Genomic DNA, 23,942 nt, shown 5'->3' with positions numbered 1-23,942 from the left:
TTCAGCTCGCTTTCTTGGTACGGGTTTTGGGGGTTCGGTCGACGCCGGCGTAAACGCAGGCGGTGGGCTTGGTCTCGTCTGCCATCGCGGCGCACAGGTCGAACACGGGACAGAATCGGCAACCGGCCGCGGCGTACTCGCGGTCCTCGGCGGACTCACTCGTCCACTCCGGTCGGCCTTTGCATGGCCAGCGGATGCCCTTGTCTTCGAGGTCTGCCAGGGCTGCTGTCAGACGTTCGGCGGCGGCGGCGGCGTTCACGCGGCACTCCTGCAGCTCGGGTGGACGAGCCAACCGGGCTTGAGGTGCCCTGAGCAGACTGGGCATCTCCGTGCCTCATTAGCCCTGGCGAGAGCCTCGCGGCACAGGTCAGCGGCCACCGGCTGCTCGTCGTCGTCCTCGATGGGATCGCCGTAGCGGTCCAGTCGGGGGCTCATCGGGACACCTCACGGCGTGTGAGTGGAGGCGGTGGAGGGTTCTCGGCAAACTCCCTATGTGTATGTGTTCGGGATGAATGCAGTAACCCTCCACTTCCTCCACTTCTGTGCTCAGTAGCGCTCATCGACGGCCTCCTTGACGACCTCGAGCCCTTGGAAGACGTTGCCGCTGTTGGTCTTCCGTGACTGATGGCCGCGCGTTTCCATCGACTCCTTGAATCGGCGCGTGTTGCCCGGTTCCTCGCTGTTGACGCGGCACCACGCCTGCCATTCGGCGAACAACTCGGAGGCTCGGGCGAACACGTAGGGGTTGACGTAGCAGACTTCCTCGATGAACTGGGCCAGCGCGTCGGCGCTCACCTGGTACTGCTCGGTTGCCACCTTCACGGCCTGCGGCGGGTCGAGCCGGCGCTCGACGTACTCGCCATAGCCGCGCACGGCCCACGCAAGGATTCCGGGCAGCTCAAGAGCGAGCCTGTCGCCTAGTCCGGTGTCCTCGCGTCCGATGAATGACACGTCGAAGGGCACGACCAGTAGACGCGCCCACAGGGCGGGATCGTCCGCGGGCACCCGTGGAAGGTGGTTCGTGATCATCACGGGAAGATGGGAGGGCTCGAATTCCACGAAGTCCTGACGCATCGCTCGCGCTCGGATCGTGTCGCCTCCGGTGAGCCGCTTCACGGTCGCCACGGCCAGCCGCTTGCCCTCGTCGGTCTCCTGACAGGTCGCCAGTCGGACGCCTCGAAGGTCGAGCTGTCCAGTCGGGTGGGCTCGGTCACGGGCCAGGAAGAGCTCCGGCTCGGCCTCGATGGCGTAGTCCCCGATGGCAGCCGCGAGGGTGCGAACCATCGTCCCCTTGCCGTTGCGGCCGGTGCCGGTGAGGATCGGCAGAACATGCTCGACCACCTTGCCAACCAGCGAGAGCCCCACCATGCGACGGAGGAAGTCGCGCACCTCCGCGTCTGGCAGCGCGTCTGCGAGGAACGTCTCCCATGTGGGCGCCTCTGCACCTGCGTCGTATCCGGTGCCGCACACCTTCGTGAGCCGGTCGGCCGGCCGATGTGGGCGCAGGTCGAGCGTGCGCAGGTCGAGCGTGCCGCTGAGGGTGTTCAACAGGTACGGATCTGCGTCCAGGTCGCCAACGATGGCGGCGAATGCGTCAAGGGCTGAGGCGAGCCTGAGCACCCCGTCAACGCCTGCGGCTGTCTCGCACCTGCGCACGTCGCTATAGAGGTGGTCGCGTTCCTTGCCGGGAAGGTCGACGGCCTCAGCGAGCGCTTGACGCAGGGTGTCGAACACGGCCTTGGCTGCCTCGCCGCGTTCGTCCACGGTCCAGCGATGTCCATCCCAGACGTGCCACCCGACATTGGCAACGTGCAAGAGTCGGTCGGTGTAGCAGGCCGCCAGTCGGTAGGCCATGCGCAGTTGCCCGCGGTGCTGCTCGCCTTCGTGTGCGTGGGAGTCGCCGTAGTCGGCCATCGGCTCGAGGTCGTCGGCGGGCGCGTACTCGGGTGTGGGCTCGTCTATGCCGAGCATCCGTTTGAACTCCGGGTGCAGGTCGTCGCTCACGCGGCCACCCCCTCTGCCTGGGCGCGGATCTCGTCCGACCAGCCCTTACCGTGGTTCGCCTCGGCCAGCGTCACAGCCTGATCGGTCCAGCGTCGGGCCTCGGCGTGCAACCACCCGCACGCGAGATCCACGGAGGCGTCCTGACGGCCCGCGGCATAACCCGCGTCATAGCCGCCAATCCAGAGACGGTGATCCTCGGCTAGAATGGGATCGACGCCGCCAAACGTCTTTGGGTCCGCCTCAGCCTTCGGGTTGGGGCGGATTTCGTTGCCCAACGAGCAGGTGGACCTGTCAGGCAGCATCATTCGCAGCCTCCCCGAGCTCGTCCAGCTCTGCCTCGGCAGCCTCGGCGGTCTCGGTCAGCTCGCGGGACTTGCGGCGCGAGATGGCGCTCTTCAGGGCGAGCCTCTGGTAGTGCGCCTTGCGCAGGTGTTCAGCGGCGATGGGGTCGCCGTCTGCCTGAGCGAGGAACTTGGCGTCAAGGCCGGCACGCGCGTTGGCGGTGCGCGCGGTGCGGTTGGGGGTCTGTGCCCAAGACTCGTGGGCGGCGATCTGCGAACGGAGCTTGCGCTCAGATTCAGTCATGGTGACCTCGGGTTCATTGACCTCTGGTCATCCGGGCAAGGAGCCTGTGACCGGAGGCGAGTGGCCTACGGATCACGCTCGACTTGCCCTCACGGCCTCCTGGGCCGGGCTAGGGACTCACCGCCTGGGCGAACTCCCACAGTCGTTCGGCATCGAGCGCTTCCAACGGCCACCTGGGCCTGAGTCACACCTCGCGCCTAGCGAGTTAAATCTCACCCATGGAACTCTGCGGGTGTTGGTTGCGACTCTGCCATGGTCCGAAGCACAGCGCAACCCGTTTACGCCGAAGTCAATAGCAATCTCACATATTGAGATAACTATTAGATCTCGCCTAGGTTGAGCCCTCGGGCTTCCTCCGCAGCACGGGCGGACGCCTGGGCCTTGGTGTAGCGCATCAGCATGTCGGGTCGGGTCCAGCCCGCTACGGCCATCAGCCCACCTTCGGAACCGCCAGCGGCGAGCCAACGGTGAGCCGCGGTGTGGCGCATCTTGTGCGGGTGGAAGCCAACGATCCCGGCGGCGGCGGCGCGCTCCCCCAGCGCCTTGTGCAGTGCGTCGTAGCTGAATCCCTTGCCACGATCCCCTAGCCACAGTGCGGGGCTGTCTGCGAGGCGATGGTGGGTGCGCAGCCGCATGTAGCGGTCCAGCGCCAGGGCGGTGTGTGGTCCGAACGGGACCACGCGGCCTTTGCCGCCCTTGCCTTTGCGGATGATGGCCGTACCGGCAGTGGCGTCGATGTCGTCGCGCTCGATGGCGACCACCTCACCGGCTCTCGCGCCGGTTTCGAGCATCAGCCGCAGCATGGCCTCGTCCCTGCGGTGGCGCATGGCCTCGGCCGGCGTCGCGCCCTTGGGTGGCACACACGCCTTGAGCAAGGCCTTCAGCTCGTCCTCCGTCAGGGGCTCGATCACCTTCGTGTCGAGCTTGGGCGCCTTGATGCCCACGAATGGGTCAGCCGGGATCTCGCCCTCCTCGGCCAGCCATGACGTGAACCGTCGCACCGCCAACTGGCGGGCGCGTGCCGTCGCGGGTTGGTTGCCGCCGTCGAGCAGCGCCGCGATCCATCCGCGGATGCTAGCGCGCTCGAGCGGTGGCGCGTCGTTGTCCTGGCACCATGTGAGGTAGAACCGCACGCCCTCGGAGTACGTCTTGATGGTCTGCTCACTCTTGCGGTCGGCGCGCAACGACAAGAGCCACGAGGGCAGCAGCATCCGCAGGTCCGGCTGAGCAGGTTTCTTCGCCACGACACGCAGCATAGCCTGATATCTGGACTAAGAGCGCTGTGCGGGTGTAGCGTGTCGCCTGTCAGAGCCTCTACAGGGCAATGACCTGCGGAAACGCCGACCTGACCGTCTGAGTCTCAGTCGAGATAGTCGCGCAGCACCTGGGACCGACTCGGGTGGCGCAGCTTGCTCATCGTCTTGGACTCGATCTGGCGGATCCGCTCGCGGGTCACGCCGTAGACCTTGCCGATCTCGTCGAGCGTCTTCGGCTGGCCGTCGGTGAGGCCGAACCGCATCGAGACCACACCGGCCTCGCGCTCGGAGAGCGTGTCGAGGACCGAGTGCAGCTGCTCCTGCAGGAGCGTGAAGCTGACCGCGTCGGCCGGCACGACTGCCTCGGAGTCCTCGATGAGGTCACCGAACTCGCTGTCGCCGTCCTCGCCGAGGGGCGTGTGCAGGGAGATGGGCTCGCGACCGTACTTCTGGACCTCGACGACCTTCTCAGGGGTCATGTCGAGCTCCTTGGCGAGCTCCTCCGGGGTGGGCTCGCGCCCGAGGTCCTGGAGCATCTGGCGCTGCACGCGGGCCAGCTTGTTGATGACCTCGACCATGTGCACCGGGATCCGGATGGTGCGGGCCTGGTCGGCCATGGCGCGGGTGATCGCCTGGCGGATCCACCACGTCGCGTACGTCGAGAACTTGTAGCCCTTGGTGTAGTCGAACTTCTCGACCGCACGGATCAGACCGAGGTTGCCCTCCTGGATCAGGTCCAGGAACAACATGCCGCGACCGGTGTAGCGCTTGGCCAGCGAGACCACGAGGCGCAGGTTGGCCTCGAGCAAGTGGTTCTTGGCCTTCTTGCCGTCCTGGGCGATCCACCACAGCTCGCGCTTGAGCTTCATCTCGATCTTGTCGCCGGAGTTCAGCCGCTCCTCGGCGAACAGGCCGGCCTCGATGCGCTTCGCGAGCTCGACCTCCTGCTCGGCGTTGAGCAGGGCGACCTTGCCGATCTGCTTGAGGTAGTCCTTGACCGGGTCAGCCGTGGCACCGGCGGTGACGACCTGCTGGACCGGGGCGTCGTCCTCGTCATCGTCGCGCAGGACGAAGCCCGCGCCCTCGGACTCCTCGTCCTTCTTGTCGTCCGTGTCCTCGTCGTCGATGACGACGTCCTCGAGCTCCCCCACCACGACGTCGGTGGGCTCTGCCGCGGGGGCGTCGCTGTCGGCGGCGTCACCATCGGCTGCGGCACCGTTGGCGGCCGTCTTGGCAGCGGCCTTCTTCGTGGTCGCGGCCTTCTTGGTGGCCGGCGCTGCCTCGCCCGCGGCTGCCGCTGCGGCCTTCTTGGTCGTGGTCGCCTTGGCGGGCGCGGCCTTGGTGGCCACAGGCTTGGTCGCGGCTGCCTTGGTGGCCGTCTTCGCCGCCGGCTTGTCGTCGGCCTTCGGGGCTTCGGCCTTGGGTGCCGCAGCCTTTGCGGCGGGCTTGGCCGCAGGCGAAGCCGTCTTGGCGGCAGCCTTCTTGGCCGGTGCCGTCGCAGTCTTCTTCCGGGTGCTGGTCGCAGCCACCGCACGCGTGGCGGTCGCCGGGTCGAGGGTCACGTGGATGCCCTGCTCGTCCAGGGACCGCAGCACGGCCTTCATCCGCTTGGGTGCGATCTCGGCCCCCTCCAGGGCGTCACGCAGCTGACCGCTGTCAACCGAGCCGTTGGTGCGGCCCTGCTTGAGCAGCTTCTGCAGTGCGGGGTGGGAGAACTCTGGGGGAAGAGACGGTGCGGGGCTCGCAGCCTTCTTGGACACAGGCGACACGGACTACCTTTCGTCGCGGACTCGCGGCACGGCGCACGTCATCACAGCCATGCTTTGAGGGGATGCCTGTGACAACAACAGCGGGAGTGGAAGTATTGCCGAGACCGGCTGGGCTGGACCCTGACGAGACCTCGTTGCATACATTGTAAAACGACTTGCCCGCAGATCCCGCATCGGCGCGGTCGAGACGTCTGAACGGGACCGGAACGTTGCCGGGACGGGCAACCCGTGGGCCGCCGGACCAGCCGCCTCAGGCGTCTGCCTTCACCGCCAGGACGGGGCACGACGCGTCGAGCAGGATGCGCTGGGCGTTCGAGCCCAGGATCAGCTTGCCGACCGGGGTGCGGCGCCGAAGCCCGATGACGATGAACTCGGCGTTCTCCTCTTCGGCCACGGCGATGAGGTCCTCGGCCGGTTCGTTGCCGCGGACCAGCTGGCGCACCTCGTGCTCCAGACCCTCTTCGTCGAGCTCACCCTGGATGCGGGAGAGCTCGCTCTCGAACCGGTTCGCCTCGTCGCCGTCGAAGTCGCGGCCACCGCGCTGGGAGTTGATGACGATCAGCTTGGACTTGCGCAGCAGCGCCTCGTCCGCGGCTCGGCGCAGTGCGGCGCGCCCTTCCTTCGTCGGTACATATCCCACAACGATGGACACAGGAGCTCCTAAAGGGTTGACCGGACGGCGATGACCGGACGGCAGCTGCCGTTGGGCCGACCGTACCGGAAATCCCCCGGTCAGGCAGGGCCGGACAGCACGTTCGCCACGATCCGCCCGACCTGCTCGATCTCGATGAGGAACCCGTCGTGCCCGTAGTCGGAATGCACCGTGTGCACCGCGGCAGCCGGGACCGCATCGGCGATCTCGTGGGACAGCCGCGGCGGGTAGAGCCGGTCCGAGTCCACCGCGACGACAGCCAGCTCGGCGGTGATCCGGGAGAGCGCCTCGGCGACTCCCCCACGGCCTCGGCCCACGTCATGGGAGTTCATCGCCTCGGTGAGCACGACGTAGGAGTTGGCGTCGAAACGTCCGGCCAGCTTGCCGGCGTGGTGGTCGAGGTAGGACTCGACGGCGTACCGCCCGTGTCCGCCCAGCGGGTCCTCGGCCTGCTGCGGGTCACGACCGAACCGTTCGTGCAGCTCGAGCTCGCTGCGGTAGGTGACGTGTGCGATCCGTCGCGCGATCCCCAGCCCCGTCTCCGGCCCGGCACCGTGCTCGTAGTAGTCGCCGCCGTGGAAGTGCGGGTCGGCACGGATCGCCAGCAGCTGCGCCTGGCACCAGCCGATCTGCTCAGCAGTGGCGTATGCCGTGCTGGCCAGCACGATGGCCGTCGCCACCCGGTCCGGATGGGTGACGGCCCACTCGAGCACGCGCATTCCTCCCATGGAGCCGCCGAGGATGGCACGCCAGCGGTCGATGCCGAGCAGATCCGCCAGGAGGGCCTCGGTCTGCACCTGGTCGCGGACGGTGACGAACGGGAAGCGACTCCCCCACGGGGCGCCGTCGCCGGCCGGCGTCGAGGGACCGGTGCTGCCCTGACACCCACCGAGGACGTTGGCAGCGACCACGAAGAAGCGGTCGGTGTCGAGGGGGCGACCCGGGCCGATCAGCCCGTCCCACCAGCCCGGTGTCGGGTGGCCTGGCCCGGACGGGCCCTCGACGTGGCTGTCGCCAGTCAGGGCATGCTCGACCAGGACGGCGTTGTCGCCGGCGGCGTTGAGCTCACCCCACGTCTCGTAGGCCACCCGCACCGCAGGCAGGACACCGCCGCGCTCGAGCTCCACCGCGCCGAGGTCCACGAACCTGCGCCGGCCGACCGGACCGCCGTCCCGCCAGGCCCCGGACGTTGCTCGTGGAGGGGAGGTCGTGGTCATCGAAACTGCTCCTGTGGCGCTCGCGCTTGCCGCCCAGGTCAGGGTCGGCCGGGTCCTCACCCGGGGCACCCCACCGCGAGGAGGGTTGCCGCCCAGCAAGCCGGGGCTTGGTGCTGGGACTCATGACCTGCCGACCATCATACGAGCACCGCGGCTGCGTGTCCGGCGCGTCCGCACGATGGACGCCACCTCGGCCAGAGCCCGGGACAGGCCCGGGACGGGCCCGGGACGCGCCCGGAACGCCACCGGGATCGCCACCGCGCGGCTCAGCCTGCGCGCACCCCCTCGCCCAGCTCTTCGCCGTGGCCCCCGGGGCGCACCCCGAGATCCAGCATGCGTTCGAGCAGCAGTGCCAGGCGGTAGCCGGGCAACGCCTCGAGCGCGCGATCCAGGCAGGTCCTGGCCAAGGCGCCGTCGCCCTGCCACCAGGCGAGGTTGGCGAGCACCGTGAGCGCCGGGGTCGCATGCTCGTCCGGCACCGACCTGACCAGGGACTGCAGCCGCGCGACCAGTCGCCGACCCGCGATGGCACCGGACCCGTCCGGTGAGGTCCGGTGCCAGGTCGGGGTGGGCAACGTGCAGCGCAAGGCGTCGAACAGGTCGGGCGGCAGGCAGGCGAGGGGCAGCGAGCCGGGACAGAGCCAGGCCACCAGGCCGTCGCGCAGCGCCAGGTCCTCCAGGCTGTGCACGAGCAGGGCGAGCTGCGCCGGAGCGAGGTCCTCGACCTCGGCCGCGCCAGCCGTAACGTCGCAGACGACGGCCCAGCCCGACAGTGCCCGGAGTCGGCGGGCTGCATCGGAGAGACTCGCGTCGGTCGGCCCCGTGGCGGTGAGACCCGGGTCGGCCGCCCCCCGCTCGCCCAGCGCGGCCCCCACCGCCGCGGCAAGGGTCGGGTCCGCAGCCACGAGGTCGGTGATCGCCGACCGACCGGTGAGGGGCGAGACCTCGAGCCCGACGAACTCGGCGACGGCCGGGGTGTCGGCGGCCTGGACCGGGATGCCCTCGGGTGGGCAGCAGGTGTCCGCACAGTCGATGGAGTACCAGCGTCCGTCGCGGACGACGAGCCTGTCCAGCACGTCGAGGTCGGCCTCCATGAGCTGTCCACGCACGGCATCCAGCGCCGGGCTGCTCGAGCCCTCTGCCGTCTCGTACCCGACGAGCAGCACTGCCTCTGGGCGCTCACGCAGCAGCGGCCCCACCAGCACGCGGCCCGCCTCCTCGGCGTGTTCCGGAGCCGGTAGGTCGAGCCGCTCGATGAGCCCGACGGCGCGGTCGTGCAGGGCGACCACGACGATCGAGTCCCGCGGGTGGTAGCCGAGCTGGTAGGGCAGGACGGCGACGACGTCTGCCGGCCCGCGCAGTCTGATCTGGGTCATGGAGCAACCGTGGCGCTCCCCGGTGGTCCCGTCCGCGCCGGGCATTCGTCCCTGTGGACGGGCGCGCATCGGGTCTTCGACCTGTGACGACGATGGGGCGGTACGGCGCGATATCCGCGTCGTACCGCCCCATCAACATCCCTGGACTGGTGGGACCGGAGCTAAGGGACGACGTGCCCGCTCACGGTCTCGGATGCGGCGGTCGCGCCGGCCGACGGCTTGGTGCGCTCCCAGGCCAGGAACGACTCGGTCTCGTTCACGACGGTCGCCGCGATCCACGACACCACCACGGCGTCGTCGGCGAGGCCGAACACGGACAGCGCCAGCTCGGGGATGAGGTCGATGGGTGACACGACGTAGGCCACCGCCCCGAGAACCATCAGCAGCCGCCCACGGGAGGTCCCGGCATACTCACCCTGGAAGGTGGCCCGGAACAGGCGGGGCACGCTCATCAGCCGTTCGCCCATGCCGGGCGACCCCGGACGGGTCGCGGTGCGCACCGCGGTGGCAATGGTGCGCAGGGCACCGAATCGGTTCATGGCCATGGTCAGACTCCTAGCTCCCGGGCACCAGCTGGCCCGGACACGGTTCAAACGACCTGGGTATCCCGGTGATTCCCGGGGTGGTCCCACGGACTGGTCCGACGGGTGACGCGCAGGCGCGGTTCCGCCGAGGCCCGATCACTCAGAAACCCTTCCCCTTGGGCGGGAACTCGTGCCGTGCGTGATCGGCGATCTTCTTCAGCAGGTAGCTGTCGAGTCCGGCACCCACGACCCCACCGATGACGGGCACGCCCTTGCCGAACCGGGTGAGGGTCTTCTTGCCCGCGGTCGACAGCAGCCGGAAGCCGACTGCCTTGTTGACCACCATCATCGCCGGCCCGGGCAGCCGTTGGGCGGCGAGGTTGGCGAGCCGTCCGGTCGAGGTCACGCCGGCCTTCTTGAGCAGGTCGTCGGCGTCGGCCCCCACGAGGGTGAGCAGCACGGCCGAGCGGATCTCCGGCTGCTTGATGTCGTAGCCGCGCAGCGACGCGATCGAGGCCACCATCCGGGTCGCCACGATGTAGAACTCGACGACGTTGACCGGCAGCGCAACGGGCAGCGTGACGAAGCCACCGAGCCCGGTCACGAAGCCACCGGCGGCAGCGAGCTTGAGGTGGCCACGGACCACGGCGTCGACGGCGTCGTCGGCGCCGGGCTTCTCGGCCCGCTTGATGTCGGCCACCTTCTGCGCGGAGTCGAACGGCCCCTTGCCGTCGATGCCGACGTCGAGCAGGCTCTCGATGAGGCCGGTCACCGCTCCGGACAACATGCCCGACTCCTCCCGGGGGGCCTTGGCCCGTTCGAGCGCCGAGGTCGGCTTGGCCTGCGCCTCGTCCTTGCCCATTCCGAGAAAGCCCACGTCAGCACCCCTAAAGGTTCGAATCGGTCCTGGTGTCGATCGGTCGCCGCCATCCTGCCACGCGGGCCCGTGACCAGCGGGATTAGCCTTGGAGCATGCCCGAGTCTCCTGACCTTTCCGCTCCGTCCACCGGTTCCGCGTCGACCGGTTCCGCGCCCACCGAACCCGCGTCCACCGATTCCGCGTTCGCTGCCTACGCCCACCCCGAACGGCTGGTCAGCACCCAGTGGCTCGCCGACCAGATCGAAGCCGGTGGGGTCGGCGGGCCCGACGGCATCGTCGTCCTGGAGTCCGACGAGGACGTGCTGCTGTACGACACCGGCCACATCCCGGGTTCGCTCAAGCTGGACTGGCACCAGGACCTCAACGACCCGGTGCTGCGCGACTACGTCGACGCCGAGCAGTTCGCGGCCGTCATGTCGGCCCGCGGCGTCGGCCGCGACAGCACCGTCGTCATCTACGGCGACAAGAACAACTGGTGGGCCGCCTACGCGCTGTGGGTGATGAGCCTGTTCGGCCACGAGGACGTGCGGCTGCTCGACGGCGGCCGGGCCAAGTGGTCGGCCGAGGGCCGCGAGCTGACCAGGGACGTGCCGCAGGTCGCTCCGCTGGCCGGCGACTCGGCATACCCGGTGGTGGAGCGGGACGACGCGCCGATCCGCGCGTTCAAGGACGACGTGCTCGCCCATCTCGGCGGGCCGCTGGTCGACGTGCGCTCCCCCGGCGAGTACAGCGGCGAGCTGCTGCACATGCCGGACTACCCGCAGGAAGGCGCGATGCGTGGGGGCCACATCCCCGGCGCGAAGTCGGTCCCGTGGGCCCGCGCGGCCAACGAGGACGGCACCTTCAAGTCCCGCGAGGACCTTGAGGCGATCTACCTGCAGGAGCAGGGTCTGTCCCCCGCCGACGCCACGATCGCCTACTGCCGCATCGGTGAGCGCTCGTCGCACACCTGGTTCGTGCTCACCCACCTGCTCGGGTTCGACGCCGTCCGCAACTACGACGGCTCGTGGACCGAGTGGGGCAACGCCGTGCGCGTCCCGGTCGAACAGGGCGCGCCGAAGTGACCGACACCGCTGTGGCCCAACCCGTGCCGCTGCCGGCGGCGATGCAGGAGATCGCCGACGACTTCGCGGATCTTGCTGCGCCGCAACGCTTGGAGCTGCTGCTGGAGTTCAGCGAGGGTCTGCCCGAGCTGCCCGCGAGGTATGCCGGGTCGCTGGACACCATGGAACAGGTCCACGAGTGCCAGTCACCGATCTTCCTCGTGGTCGAGGTGGCTGACGAGCCCGCCGACCAGCCGGACGACCGCGCGGTGCACCTGTTCTTCTCGGCGCCCCCGGAGGCGCCGACCACCCGCGGTTTCGCGGGGATCCTCAGCGAGGGACTCGACGGGCTGACCGTCGCCGAGGTGCTTGCGGTGCCGGAGGACGCGCCCTACCGGTTCTCGCTGGGCGAGGCGGTATCGCCGCTGAGGCTGCGCGGCATGGTCGGCATGCTGAGTCGGATCAAGCGGCAGGTCGCGCTGAAAACCCGCTCCTAGCAACAGATCACGCGGACGAGGCCGCGACCCTGGATCGGGTCGCGGCCTCGCCTTATGGGTGGGATCAGCTGACAGCGTCAAGGGCGTCGACGATGCCCTCTCCGTAGTAGCTGTTGTCGGCAGCCGGCCCGGTGCATGCCGGCCCACCGGGGCTGGTCGCCGGGCAGGCCCGGTCGTCGGCCTGGGCGCGCAGCTTGGCGACCATCTGCGTCGGGGTCCAGTCGGGGTGGGCGGACTTCATCAGGGCCAGCACTCCGGCGACGTGCGGTGACGCCATCGAGGTGCCGCTCTTGAGGCCGTAGCCGTTGTTGTTGACGATCGTCGACAGGATGCTGCTGCCCGGTGCGGCGACGTCGATGACCGACTGACCACGGTTGCTGAAGCTCGACAGCCCCTCGGTGCGGGTCGTCGACGAGACCGTCACGACCCCGGGGAGCTCGGTCGGGATGTCCTTGCACTCGTTGTTGATCTGCCGGGTGATCGGGGTGGTGTCGTTCGGGCTCGCACTGTCGGTCGTCTTGTTCGCGAGGTCCTTGGCGGAGTTGCCAGCGGCGGCGGCGTGCACGACATCCTGCTCGGTGGACCAGGACAGGGCCCGCTCGACGGCCGTGCGAACGGCAGCCTGGTCGGGCTGGTCGTCACACCAGTACTCCATCGGGTCGATGTAGTAGCTGTTGTTCGTGACGTCCATCTTGTGCAGGCCGGCCCAGACGAAGCCGCAGATGGCGTACTCGGGGTAGATGAACCCGTCGTCGTTGACCACCTTGACGGCGGCCATCCGCACGTTCGGCGCCACACCGACGATGCCGGTTCCGTTGCGGGCGGCACCGATCGTGCCTGCCACGTGGGTGCCGTGGTCGGACGTCGTCGGGTACCACGCGCCGGCGCTCTGGTCCGGACGACCGGCACCGATGCAGCTCACCGAGTCGGCGACGTCGATGTTGGCGGCGAGGTCAGGGTGGTCGGGGTCGATACCGCTGTCCAGCACGCCGACGACCACCGAGCGGTCGCCGTCGGTGATCTTGTGGGCTTGGTCGGCCTTGATCTGGACCATGTCCCACTGTTCGGCCTCACGGGGGTCCGTGGCCGGGGCTGCGTCACTGGTCATGGCGTCGGACAGGTCGCCGTTGGCGGGCTTCGAGTGGCCCTTCTGGTAGCCCGAGGCTCCCTTGCCCCACGACGGGGACAGGTCTGCCGGGGTGCCTTCGCTCACCGCCGCGGTGCGGGACGCACCCACCGAGCTCACGGCGTTGCCGCCGTGGCGGACGACGTCGGCGCGGAACGCGGCGCGGTCGGAGTGCGCGATGACGACGCCGATCTGGGGCCAGGACTGCACGACGACACCGCCGGCTGCGACCACGGCGCGCTCGACCAGGCGCGTCTGCCCGGGGTTGGCCACCTTGGCGTTGACGACGTAGCTCATGAGCTTGCCGTCGGGGGTGAGGACGGGTACCGGCGTCGAGGCGTCCTGCGCCGTGCCGGTGGTCGTCGTGGACGCGGTGGCCGCGTCAGTGCCGTCGGTGGGCGACGCCGTGGCGCTGCCGCCGGCGAGCAACGAGGCGGCGAACAGGCCGCCTGCCGCCACGAGGGCGAGACCGCGTCCGTGCGGGGAACGGTGGGGCATGGGTTTCCTCCTGGGTGGGGGGTGTGGTTCAACCGGGGTCCGGTAGGAGCCTCCAGTTCCCTGCACTGTGCCCCATTTTGTGACCTCGTGGGGGTTTGCGGTACCCCGCATCGCGAGGCCCCGCGCTGGCGTCCGCACCCGTCACAGTCGTCGGGTCCGCGGCCGCGCGGCCTGCCCGTCCACCGCGGGTGCCGGCCCGGGACGTCGGTCTCGGGTGCGAGGATGTGCCCGCCATGCCAACTGCCCTCGTCGCGTTCGTCGCCGCTGCGGACGGTCGCGCTGCGATCGTCGGCGACGACCTCCAGCTCGTCGGCCCGCTGGACCGGATGGCGCCCCGGGCGGCCGAGCTCGAAGCGTCCGGCGACGTGCGCTGGGTCTGGTGGTCGGCCGGCCACGACGCCGCCGCGCTGGTGCGGGCCGGCCTCCCGGTGGGGCGCTGCTGGGACGTCGCCGAAGCCCACCGACTGCTCGCGGGCGGCTGGGAGGCGACGCCCCAGGTGGCGTGGGCCGCGGCATACCGGCTGGATCGCTCCGGGCTGCCGGCGGCGACGCGCGGTGACCTCTTCGACTTCGACGCGGTCGCGTCCTCGGCCGCGCCGGGCGGCACGGCGCACACCGCTGTCGGCACCGCCGCGTCCGTGGTCCGCGCCGACGGCTACCTCGACCCCGATGCCGGCACCGTCGACTGGCGACCTGATGACGAGACCCTCGCCGCGTGGGGCCGGGCCGCACTGGCCTGCGCCATCGCGCAGGAGGCAGCGCTGGCCGAGGTCGGGTCGAGGTCGGTGGCGGCGGCCCACTCCGAGTCGGCCGCCGCCTTCCTGTGTGTCGAGCTCACCCGCGACGGGCTGCCCGTCGACCGGGCGACCGCCGAGCGGATGATCGCGGAGGCCGCCGGGCCCCGCCCCGAGAACGACGCCGACGCCCGTCGGATCCGCACCGAACGCGACCTCCAGGTGCTCGCCCACACGCCCGGCCGGGAGTCCACGGACCTGCGAAACCCGTTGCAGGTCAAGGAGCTGCTCGCGTCAGTCGGCGTGGTCGTGCCCAACACCCGCAAGTGGGTCCTCGAGCCGTTCCGTGACACCCATGCTGTCGTCGGCGCGCTCCTCGAGTGGCGCAAGGCCGAACGCATCGCGACGACCTACGGCTACCCCTGGCTCGACGCCCACGTGGGTGCCGACGACCGGCTGCGCGGCGGGTGGACTGCCTGCGACGGCGCTGCCGGCCGGATGACCGCACAGAACGGCCTGCACAACCTGCCCACGGCCCTGCGCCCGGCGGTGGCTGCCCACCCTGGTCACGTCTTCGTCCGGGCAGACCTCGGCCAGATCGAGCCGCGGGTGCTGGCCGCTGTCTCGGGCGACGAGGCCTTCGCCGCGGCGACGCGCGCCGACGACCTCTACGCCCCCGTCGCGACTGCGCTCGGCGTCGACCGGCCGGTGGCCAAGATCGCCGTCCTCGCGGCTATGTACGGCCAGCGCAGCGGAGCCGCCGGCGAGGCCCTCAAGGACCTCGAGCGCACCTACCCCGTCGCCATGGGCTACCTCGACGCCGCGTATGCCGCGGGGCTGAGACGCCAGCCCCTGCGCACCTTCGGCGGTCGGCTGATCAGGCTGGACGCTGTCCTCGCCGACGTGCCGGCAGACGGCACCGCCGCCTACGACGCCGCACGAGGCCGGTTCGCCCGCAACGCCGTGATCCAGGGCAGCGCGGCCGAGCTGTTCAAGGCCTGGGCGGCCACGGTCCGGGCCACCACGCGCGACCTCGGTGCCCAGATCGTGCTCTGCCTGCACGACGAGCTGCTCGTCCACGTCCCGGAGGAGAACGCCGTCGAGACGATGGCCCGGCTCGAGCAGGCGCTGACCGACAGCGCCCGCCGGTGGACCGGGTCGACACAGGTCCGGTTCGTCGCCGACGCCTCGGTCATTCACCGCTGGTCCGAGGCCAAGGACTAGAGCCAAGGACTAGAGCCGAGGACGCGCGCAAGGACTGAGCGGCAATAATCCCTGACCTGCGGCGATGCGTGGTTAGGTGGGGTCATGGACCACCAGGACGTCAAGCAAGCAGCCTCCAACGCCTCCGACCACCCCGCTCTCGAGGCGGCCGCCCGCGTGGGCTACGCCACCAGTGGCCTGTTGCACCTGCTGATCGGCTGGATCACCCTCCAGGTCGCGTTCGGCGGCGGCGGCGGCGGCAAGAACGCCGACCAGAGCGGTGCCCTCGCATCGCTGGCGGGCAACGGGGCGGGCAAGGCCGCCCTCTGGGTGGGTGTCGTCGGCTTCCTCGGGCTGGCCATCTGGCAGGTAGCCGATGCGGTCGTGGGACACCCCGGGGACGACAAGGACGCCTGGGGCGGACGCGCCAAGGCCGGCGGCAAGGCGGTCGTCTACCTCGCCCTCGCCTGGTCGGCCTTCCAGTTCGCGCGTGGCAAGTCCAGCAACAGCCGCAGCCAGAGCGTCGACTTCACCGCCAAGCTGCTGGACAAGCCGGGTGGGCGCGCGCTCGTCGTGGTGATCGGGCTCGCGATCGTCGGCATCGGCGTCTACCACGTCTACAAGGGCGCCAAGAAGAAGTTCCTCCAGGACCTCCAGGACCACCCCGGGACCTGGGCGACCCGCGCCGGCCAAGTCGGCTACATCGCCAAGGGCGTCGCCCTCGTCATCGTCGGCTTCCTGTTCTGCGCCGCAGGGGTGCACAAGCAGGCCAAGGAGGCGAGCGGTCTGGACGGTGCGCTCAAGTCGCTGCGCGACCAGCCCTTTGGCCCGGCCCTGCTCGTCGTGATGGCGATCGGCTTCGCCGCGTTCGGGCTCTACAGCTTCTCGCGCGCCAAGCACGCGAAGGTCTGACCGCCGGGCAGGAGGATCAGGTCGGGTTGCCCTCGCCGGCCGACTCGTCGTCGGCGACGTCGCGCAGGAACTGCTCGAACTCCGCGCCGATCTCGTCCGCCGACGGCAGCTCGCTGACGTCGGTGGCGAGCAGGCTGGGCTTCTGGCGCCCCTCGCTGAACGTGTCGTACTGACGCTCGAGCGCGGCGATCACCTGGGAGACCTCGTCCGACCCCTCGATCTCGCGGGCGATCTCCGCCCGGTTGAGGCCCGCCTGCGCGATGAGATCGTCGATGGGCAGGTTGAGACCGGTCGCGGCGGTGATCGCGTTGAGCGCGGTCACCGCGCCGTCGGCGAACTCCGCCTGGGCGAGGTAGTGCGGGACGTGCACCGCGAAACCGAGGGCGTCGTGGCCGGACTCCCCCAGCCGCAGCTCGAGCAGAGAGGACAGGCTGGCCGGCACCTCGACTCGACCGAACGGGTTGTCCTGCAAGGGAATCAGCCGCGGGTCGGTGGCGTGCGAGGTCAGCCCGATCGGGCGCGTGTGAGGGACCGCCATCGGGATGCCGTGGGCACTGACGACGAGGTCGACACCGAGGAGCACGACGAGCTGACGGACCGCCTCGGTCATCCGCTCCCACTGGAAGTCCGGCTCGGGGCCGGTCAGGAGCAGGTAGGGCGTGCCGTCGCGGTCGGTGAGGCGGTGCAGGGCCAGGCACGGGTCGTCATAGCTGAGCCAGCGGTTGGAGTCGAAGACCATTGCCGGCCGGCGGCTGCGGTAGTCGACCATCTGGTCGATGTCGAAGGACACCACGACCGTGGACTCTCCGGCCCCGAGCAGGTGGTCGGTGAGGATCCGCTGCGTGTGGCCGGCATCCATGAAGCCGCCGAGCGCGACGACCATGACCGAGGCACGCAGCTCCTGCGGGTCGGTGTCGGTCTCGAAGTGGTAGAGCTCGGATGGGTTCAGCACGGCTACTCCAGCGGTTGGTCCCCAGTGCTTTCCTGGGTTCTCTTGGGATCTCTGCGTCCTTGCCGGGTTGCTCTGTGCAGCCCGGTCGACAGTGCCAACGCTTCAGCATGGCAGGGGATTCCACGTCCCACCTCCACCACGCCCCTGAGATCTCGGCGCGCCCGAATGTGATGCCGGTCACATTCCCACAGTTGCGGAATGGACGCGGCAGATCTACAGTTTGATGAAACGAAACAGTTTCGTACCATCCGCCGGACCAGCGTCACCCCCACCACCAACCACCCTCACCCAGCGAAGGCAGATCGTGACTCCCACCAGCACCGCCACCACGACCCAGGGAACCCAGGAGGCGTCCGAACCCGTGCGCACCCGGCCCCGCGTCGAGGGCGAGCGCGAACGGGAGATCCTCGAGGCAGCCCTCGAGACGCTGGCGGACGTGGGCTATGACCGGCTCAACTTCGACGCGGTCGCCAGTGCGGCCAAGGCGTCGAAGGCCACCCTCTACCGCCGCTGGCCGGGCAAGGTCGACCTGGTGGTCGACGCGCTCCAGCTGATGATCGGGGTCGAGGCCGACCGCTACCCCGACACCGGGAGCCTGCGTGGCGACCTCATCGCCCAGGCCTGCGCCAAGGGCGGGCTCGGCGAGGACCTCCCGGTCCAGGTGTTCGCCGCCCTGCTGGGGTCGCTGCACCGCGACGCCGAGCTGCGTGAGGCCATCATGACGCGCCTGATGGCGCCGAAGATGGCGGTCACGCTCAAGACCTTCCGCGCTGCACAGCAGCGCGGGGAGATCGGCAAGGACGCCGATCTGGAGATGCTGGCAACGCTGTTGCCGGCCATCTGCATCCACGAGGCGATGTTGACGGGCACCAACCCGTCACAGGAGCGCCTCATCTCCATGGTGGACAGCGTCGTCCTCCCCGCCTGCGCCGCAACGCTGCAGCGCGACTGACCGCACGCGCCAGCTCCACTTCACCCCTCCGCAGACATCGGTTCATCCGACTGCGCCCGAAAACACGGCACCCGAAACCACCTCGCTCGTCGGCACCACGTCCTCACTCACCACTGCACCTCCCACCACTAGGAACCCACCATGTCTTCGACTGCTGTCGTCGAGTCCGTCTCGACCCCGGATCCAGATACCGCGCCAAGCGGCAAGGGCCGGCACCTGGGCATCGCCCTCACCGTCATTACTGCGGCCCAGCTCATGGTCGTGCTCGACGGCACCATCGTGAACATCGCGATGCCGCACATCATGACCGACCTCGGCTTCACCCAGGAGAACCTGTCCTGGGTCGTCACCGCCTACACCCTCGCCTTCGGTGGCCTGCTGCTCCTCGGTGGCCGCCTCGGTGACCTGTTCGGTCGCCGCAAGGTCTTCATGACCGGCGTGCTCGTCTTCGCCGGTGCGTCCCTCCTCGGCGGCCTGGCCCAGACCGAGGGCATGCTGCTCGGCGCCCGCGCGCTGCAGGGCATTGGTGCCGCTCTCGCCTCACCCACTGCCCTGGCCCTGATCACCACCACCTTCCCGGCCGGCCCCGCGCGCAACCGCGCGATGGGCGTGTATGCCGCGATGTCCGGTGCCGGCGCGGCTGTCGGTCTCATCCTCGGTGGCGCCCTGACCGAGATCGACTGGCGCTGGACGATGTTCATCAACGTGCCCATCGGCCTCGTCGTCGCCTTCCTCGCCCCGCGCTTCCTCCCCGAGTCCGCGCGCGGCACGGGCCGGATCGACGTCCCCGGAGCCATCCTCGGCACCGGCGGCCTGGTCTCCCTCGTCTACGGCCTCACCAACGCCGCCAGCGACTCCTGGACCTCGGCGACCACCCTCACCACCCTCATCGCCGGTGTCGCGATGCTCGTCGCGTTCGTCGTCGTCGAGATGCGTTCCACCCACGCCCTCATGCCGATCCGCGTCCTGGCCGACCGCACCCGCGGGACGTCGTTCGCGGTGATGCTCATCGTCGGTGCGGCGATGTTCGCGATGTTCTACTTCCTCGGCCTCTACATCCAGCAGGTGCTGGGCTACTCGCCGCTGAAGTCCGGCTTCGCGTTCCTGCCGTTCTCGTTCGGCATCGTCGTCGCCGCGCAGATCGCCTCGGCCCTGATGACCAGGGTCGACCCGCGGTGGATCTCCGGCGTGGGCACCCTGCTCGCCGCGACGGGCATGTTCGGCTTCGCCCAGCTCGACGTCGACAGCTCCTACGCCACGGGCCTGCTGCCCTGGATCACCGTCCTCGCGTTCGGCCTGGGTCTGGTCTTCGTGCCGATGACCCTCACCGCAACTGCGGGAGTGGCCTCCGAGGACTCCGGTGTCGCCTCTGCGGTGCTCAACACCATGCAGCAGGTCGGTGGCGCCCTCGGTCTGGCGACCCTCAGCACGGTGTTCGCGAACGGTGCCAAGGACCGTGGCGCCGAGCTCGGCGCAGCGCTGCAGGCCAAGGCCGCGTCCGGTGCGCTCTCCCCCGAGCAGATCCGGGCCGCGCAGCACCAGATCGCGCTGCAGGCCCAGACCTTCGGATCCAGCCACGCCTACCTGGTGGCAGGGGTCATGATCATCGTCGGCTCGCTCATCACGTTCGGCTTCCTCAACGTCAAGCACGAGTCGCTGTCGTCCGAGGGACACGAGAACGTCCACCTCGCCTGATCTTCCCCCACCGACGAAGGCCCCGACCACCCAGTGGTCGGGGCCTTCAACACTGCCTGGGAGTGCGTCGCTCCGCTCAGTCGAGGGCGGCGATCGCAGCGCGGATCCGCTTCTCCGACACCGGGTATGCCGTGCCCAGCCCGTTCGCGAACAGGCTCACCCTCAGCTCCTCGACCATCCACCCCACCTCGCGGACGGGGGCAGAGCGGCGCTCGACCGGCGGCAGGGAGTCGAGCAGGTCGGCATACGCGATCTCGACGCGGTCCACCACCTCCTGGTTCGCCGCATCGCGGGCGAGCAATGCCGGTGAGGACGGCGCCTTCTCGAGCCGCTGCAGCATCGCCCGCAGGTAACGGCGCAGGTGCGGCAGGTGCCCCAACCCGGTGTCGGCGATGAACCCGCCGTACACGAGGCTGTCGAGCTGGGCTCGGACGTCGGCCACCAGTGCCGAGGTGACCGGCGAAGACAGCTCGGCGAGGCGAACCCGCACCTCCCTGGCGGCGGACAGCACTGGTTCCACCTCGGCCACGACGGTCAGCACCCGCGTCGCGATGTGGGTGCGAACAGCCGCGAGCACCACCTCGAACGAGGCAGCGTCACGAACGCCGCCACCGCTCAGTAAGTCGCCTCCCGGCGGGGCGCCCGTGCTCGGGCCACCGCGTTCGAGGACGATCGCGTCGACGGCGCAGGCCAAGGCGTCGTCGAGCAGGGCGGGCACCGAACCGTGCGGGTTGTCGCCCAACGCGAGCTTCTGGGCGTTGCTGAGGGTGGCCAGGACGCGCTTCCAGGGGGCCGTCGTGTTGAGCAGGAGAAGCCTCCGCACCCCCAAGGCAGTGGCCGCATCGGCCTCCCGTGCGCCCGGCATGACGACGAGGTCGACCGAGTCGCCGCGATCGACCAGCGCCGGGAAGCCCTGCACCGTCTGGCCACCAGCCGTCGACTCGAAGGTCTCCGGCAGGACACCGAAGTCCCACTGCCGCAAACCTTTTCGTTCGACAGCGGCTCCGGCGCGCGACATCCGCCGCTGCACCTGGCCGGCCAGCTGTTCCTGCAGGACGGTCAGGTCCTTGCCGGTGCCGAGCACCTTGCCACCGCCGTCCTCGACACTGAACGTGATCCGCAGGTGGTCCGGGACACGGTCGGGTGCGAACTGTTCGGGCGGCACCTGGATGCCGGTGCGGGCGCGCAGCACCCGCGACAGCTCGTCTGCCAACCGCCGGTCCCCCCCGGACTGGGCCTGCGCGAGGGCCGCCACCGCGTGGTCCGGCGCGGGGACGAAGTGCACGCGGGTGGCCTTCGGCAGCGACCGCAGCAGCGCCGTCGCCAGCTCCTCGCGCAGCCCCGGCACCTGCCAGTCGAAACCGTCGTCGGTGACCTGGTTGAGCACCTGGACGGGGATGTGGACCGTCACGCCGTCGGCCGCGGCACCCGGCTCGAACTGGTAGCTCACGGGCAGCTCGATGCCGCGCTGCGTCCAGGTCCGCGGGTAGTCCTGCGCCGAGACACCCTCTGCGCTGTCGCGGGTGAGCAGCTCCTCGGTGAAGGTCAGCAGCTGCGGGGTCTGCCTCCGGGCGTCCTTCCACCAGCGGTCGAAGTGGCGCTGCGACACCACCTCCGCGGGCACCCGCGCCTCGTAGAAGGCGATCAGGTCCTCCTCGTCGACGACGATGTCGCGCCTCCGAGCACGCTCCTCGAGCTCGGAAAGCCGTTGCAGCAGAGCCTGGTTCGCCTTGAAGAACTCGTGGTGGGTGTCCCAGTCGCCCTCGACCAGCGCGTGCCGGATGAACAGGTCGCGCGACTCCTCCGGGTTGATGCGGGAGTACTGGATGGTGCGGGCGGCCACCAGGGGAACGCCGTAGAGCGTGACCCGCTCGGTCGCGACGACCGCCCCCTGCTTGCGGGACCAGCGCGGCTCGGAGTAGGTGCGCTTCACGAGGTGGGGAGCGAGCCGCTCGGCCCAGATCGGGTCGAACCGCGCGTTGCTGCGTGCCCAGAGCCGGGTCGTCTCGACCAGCTCGGCGGACATCACCCAGGACGGCTGCCTGCGGAACAGCGTCGAGCCCGGCGAGATCCCGAACCGGGCGCCGCGAGCCCCCAGGTAGTCGCGCTTGGCCTCGTCGCGCAGCCCGATGTGGGACAGCAGCCCGGCCAGCAAGGCTTGGTGGATGAGGTCGGCGTTGGGCGCCTCGCCGGGGGCTGCGGTGGCCGCCTTGGTGTCGATACCGACGTCCTGGCAGGCCTTGCGCAGCTGGCTGTGCAGGTCCTGCCACTCCCGCACCCGCAGGTAGTGCAGGTACTCCGACCGGCACATCCGCCGGAAAGCGCTGTGGGACAAAGCCTTCTGCTGCTCCTTGAGGTAGGCCCACAGGTTCAGCAGCGAGATGAAGTCCGAGTGCTCGTCCCGGAACCGGGCATGCGACTGGTCGGCCTGGGTCTGCTTGTCGGCCGGACGCTCGCGGGGATCCTGCATCGACAGCGCGGAGACGATGATGAGCACCTCGCGGGCGCAGCCCAGCGTGCCGGCTTCGATGAGCATCCGTCCGAGCCGCGGGTCCACGGGCAGCCGGGCCAACGACGTCCCGTATGCCGTGAGCTTGCGCCCCCGACCACGGTGCCGTCCGGTCGGGGCGGCGTCGGTGTCGGCATCGTCGTCGATGACCGTGTCGAAGGCTTGCAGCTCCTCCAGCAGCCGGACGCCGTCGGCCACCTGCCGCGGGTCAGGGGCATCCACGAACGGGAAGGCCGCGATGTCCCCGAGGCCCAGCGAGGTCATCTGGAGGATGACCGAGGCCAGGCTGGTGCGCTGGATCTCGGGCTCGGTGAACTCGGGGCGTGCGTCGTAGTCGTCCTCGGAGTAGAGCCGGATGCAGATGCCGTCGGCGAGCCGCCCGCACCGGCCGGCGCGCTGGTTGGCGCTGGCCTGCGAGATGCCCTCGATCGGCAGCCGCTGCACCTTGGTCCGCTGGGAGTAACGCGAGATGCGGGCGGTGCCGGCGTCGACCACGTAGCGGATGCCCGGCACGGTGAGCGAGGTCTCGGCGACGTTGGTGGCCAGCACGATTCGTCGTCCGGTGGCCCGGCCGAAGACCTTGTGCTGCTCCGCTCCGGACAGCCGCGCATAGAGCGGCAGCACCTCGGTCTGCGGCAGCTTCATCCCTCCGAGCGCGTCGGCGGTGTCCCGGATCTCGCGCTCCCCCGAGAGGAACACGAGGATGTCGTGGCCGGTGCCGTCCGCCGCGCGCTCGGTCCAGAGCTCCTCGACCGCCTCGCACACGCCGGTGACCTGGTCACGCTCGTCACCGTCTGGTCGCTCCGGGTCGACGAGCGGGCGGTAGCGGACCTCGACCGGGTAGGTGCGCCCGGAGACCTCGATGATCGGCGCCGGCTCTCCTGTGCGCACGTCGGCGAAGTGCTCGGCGAAGCGCTGCGGGTCGATGGTCGCCGACGTGATAATGACCTTGAGGTCGGGCCGTCTCGGGAGGAGCTGCTTGAGGTAGCCCAGGATGAAGTCGATGTTGAGCGACCGCTCGTGCGCCTCGTCGATGATGATCGTGTCGTACTTGCGGAGCAGCCGGTCGCGCTGCATCTCGTTGAGCAGGATGCCGTCGGTCATCACCTTGACCAGGGTGTTGTCGCTGCTCTGGTCGGTGAAGCGCACCTGGTAGCCGATCACGCCACCGAGCTCGACCTCGAGCTCCTCGGCGATCCGCTCGGCCACCGACCGGGCGGCGATGCGCCGCGGCTGGGTGTGCCCGATCAGGCCGGCCTGGCCACGCCCGACCTCGAGGCAGATCTTGGGCAGCTGGGTCGTCTTGCCCGAGCCGGTCTCCCCCGCCACGATGACGACCTGGTGGTCCCGGATGGCCGCCGCGATGTCGTCCTTGCGCGCGACGACCGGCAGCTCCGGTGGGTACTTGAGCTCGGGGACCGGGACGGCTGACACGTCGCGGCGAGGTCTGCGTGCGGATCGGTCCGACCTCCGGTGCCCCCGCGTCTTCCGGGCAGCGACAGGCTGCGGGGACTCTTCGGACGGCATGGCGGCAGCATACGGGCGCGCTCCTTGCCCC

At 69.8% G+C, this 23,942-nt stretch carries 20 protein-coding genes and 1 riboswitch; of the genes, 6 read left to right on the top strand and 14 right to left on the bottom strand.

Annotated elements, in window-relative coordinates:
- Window position 1: 1 nt before the first annotated feature.
- The 11 genes from EAH86_RS19710 to EAH86_RS19660 all read right to left on the bottom strand — a co-directional run bounded on the left by EAH86_RS19710 (window position 2) and on the right by EAH86_RS19660 (window position 10,260).
- Window positions 2–259: a hypothetical protein gene (locus tag EAH86_RS19710; protein WP_140743971.1), complete on the bottom strand. Its 258-nt coding sequence runs from the start codon at window positions 257–259 to the stop codon at window positions 2–4.
- A 287-nt stretch (window positions 260–546) separates the two neighbouring features.
- The gene (locus EAH86_RS19705; RefSeq protein ID WP_206665906.1) at window positions 547–2,004 is read right to left on the bottom strand and encodes a DNA primase family protein; all 1,458 of its coding nucleotides are present in this window, start codon (window positions 2,002–2,004) and stop codon (window positions 547–549) included.
- A complete protein-coding gene (locus EAH86_RS19700; RefSeq protein WP_140743969.1) occupies window positions 2,001–2,309 on the bottom strand; it encodes a hypothetical protein in 309 nt (102 codons plus the stop codon). Before EAH86_RS19700 ends, EAH86_RS19705 begins: the two co-directional genes overlap by 4 nt.
- Window positions 2,296–2,589, bottom strand: coding sequence for a hypothetical protein (locus tag EAH86_RS19695; protein WP_140743967.1), 294 nt, complete (start codon window positions 2,587–2,589; stop codon window positions 2,296–2,298). The genes EAH86_RS19700 and EAH86_RS19695 overlap by 14 nt, the downstream gene beginning before the upstream one ends.
- Before the next feature lie 320 nt (window positions 2,590–2,909).
- On the bottom strand, window positions 2,910–3,833 hold the full coding sequence (locus EAH86_RS19690) for a tyrosine-type recombinase/integrase (protein WP_206665905.1): 924 nt from the start codon (window positions 3,831–3,833) through the stop codon (window positions 2,910–2,912).
- A gap of 116 nt (window positions 3,834–3,949) precedes the next feature.
- The gene (locus EAH86_RS19685; protein WP_425325239.1) at window positions 3,950–5,614 is read right to left on the bottom strand and encodes an RNA polymerase sigma factor; all 1,665 of its coding nucleotides are present in this window, start codon (window positions 5,612–5,614) and stop codon (window positions 3,950–3,952) included.
- A gap of 250 nt (window positions 5,615–5,864) precedes the next feature.
- Complete coding sequence (locus EAH86_RS19680; protein ID WP_140743965.1) at window positions 5,865–6,266, bottom strand: universal stress protein; 402 nt, start codon at window positions 6,264–6,266, stop codon at window positions 5,865–5,867.
- A gap of 80 nt (window positions 6,267–6,346) precedes the next feature.
- Window positions 6,347–7,483, bottom strand: a complete 1,137-nt coding sequence (metX, locus tag EAH86_RS19675; protein WP_140743963.1) for a homoserine O-acetyltransferase MetX — start codon at window positions 7,481–7,483, stop codon at window positions 6,347–6,349.
- 17 nt (window positions 7,484–7,500) lie between these two features.
- Window positions 7,501–7,611: riboswitch (SAM riboswitch) on the bottom strand.
- 138 nt (window positions 7,612–7,749) lie between these two features.
- Entirely contained in the window at window positions 7,750–8,859 is a 1,110-nt protein-coding gene (locus EAH86_RS19670) for a DUF4192 domain-containing protein (RefSeq protein ID WP_161988724.1), read from the bottom strand.
- 161 nt (window positions 8,860–9,020) lie between these two features.
- Window positions 9,021–9,404, bottom strand: coding sequence for a YkvA family protein (locus tag EAH86_RS19665; RefSeq protein ID WP_140743959.1), 384 nt, complete (start codon window positions 9,402–9,404; stop codon window positions 9,021–9,023).
- 139 nt (window positions 9,405–9,543) lie between these two features.
- On the bottom strand, window positions 9,544–10,260 hold the full coding sequence (locus EAH86_RS19660; protein ID WP_241668471.1) for an EcsC family protein: 717 nt from the start codon (window positions 10,258–10,260) through the stop codon (window positions 9,544–9,546).
- Window positions 10,261–10,355: 95 nt separating this feature from the next.
- Between EAH86_RS19660 and EAH86_RS19655 the strand changes: the two genes are divergently transcribed.
- Both EAH86_RS19655 and EAH86_RS19650 read left to right on the top strand, forming a co-directional pair.
- Entirely contained in the window at window positions 10,356–11,327 is a 972-nt protein-coding gene (locus tag EAH86_RS19655) for a sulfurtransferase (protein ID WP_140743957.1), read from the top strand.
- Window positions 11,328–11,368: 41 nt separating this feature from the next.
- On the top strand, window positions 11,369–11,803 hold the full coding sequence (locus EAH86_RS19650) for a SufE family protein (RefSeq protein WP_140744065.1): 435 nt from the start codon (window positions 11,369–11,371) through the stop codon (window positions 11,801–11,803).
- Between the two features lie 64 nt (window positions 11,804–11,867).
- Here EAH86_RS19650 and EAH86_RS19645 read toward each other — a convergent pair whose 3' ends face one another.
- A complete protein-coding gene (locus tag EAH86_RS19645; RefSeq protein ID WP_140743955.1) occupies window positions 11,868–13,427 on the bottom strand; it encodes a S8 family peptidase in 1,560 nt (519 codons plus the stop codon).
- 233 nt (window positions 13,428–13,660) lie between these two features.
- Here EAH86_RS19645 and EAH86_RS19640 point away from each other — a divergent pair, with 233 nt between their 5' ends.
- Window positions 13,661–15,385 (top strand): DNA polymerase, encoded by a 1,725-nt coding sequence (locus EAH86_RS19640; protein WP_140743953.1) that lies wholly within the window; start codon window positions 13,661–13,663, stop codon window positions 15,383–15,385.
- 84 nt (window positions 15,386–15,469) lie between these two features.
- Window positions 15,470–16,276, top strand: coding sequence for a DUF1206 domain-containing protein (locus EAH86_RS19635; protein ID WP_140743951.1), 807 nt, complete (start codon window positions 15,470–15,472; stop codon window positions 16,274–16,276).
- 16 nt (window positions 16,277–16,292) lie between these two features.
- Here the strand turns inward: EAH86_RS19635 and EAH86_RS19630 are convergent, their stop codons facing one another.
- Window positions 16,293–17,228 carry a PAC2 family protein gene (locus EAH86_RS19630; RefSeq protein ID WP_140743949.1) on the bottom strand — a complete coding sequence of 312 codons (936 nt, stop codon included), beginning with the start codon at window positions 17,226–17,228 and terminating at the stop codon, window positions 16,293–16,295.
- Window positions 17,229–17,532: 304 nt separating this feature from the next.
- Here EAH86_RS19630 and EAH86_RS19625 point away from each other — a divergent pair, with 304 nt between their 5' ends.
- Entirely contained in the window at window positions 17,533–18,180 is a 648-nt protein-coding gene (locus EAH86_RS19625; protein ID WP_241668470.1) for a TetR-like C-terminal domain-containing protein, read from the top strand.
- A 141-nt stretch (window positions 18,181–18,321) separates the two neighbouring features.
- The gene (locus tag EAH86_RS19620; protein ID WP_140743945.1) at window positions 18,322–19,875 is read left to right on the top strand and encodes an MFS transporter; all 1,554 of its coding nucleotides are present in this window, start codon (window positions 18,322–18,324) and stop codon (window positions 19,873–19,875) included.
- Between the two features lie 76 nt (window positions 19,876–19,951).
- On the opposite strand, the gene hrpA is transcribed toward EAH86_RS19620, so the two are convergent.
- The gene (hrpA, locus tag EAH86_RS19615) at window positions 19,952–23,818 is read right to left on the bottom strand and encodes an ATP-dependent RNA helicase HrpA (RefSeq protein WP_241668469.1); all 3,867 of its coding nucleotides are present in this window, start codon (window positions 23,816–23,818) and stop codon (window positions 19,952–19,954) included.
- Between the last annotated feature and the right edge of the window lie 124 nt (window positions 23,819–23,942).

The organism is Pedococcus bigeumensis (genome assembly GCF_006438965.1).
Lineage (GTDB): Bacteria > Actinomycetota > Actinomycetes > Actinomycetales > Dermatophilaceae > Pedococcus > Pedococcus bigeumensis_A.
This window is presented reverse-complemented; position numbering and strand designations above follow the sequence as displayed.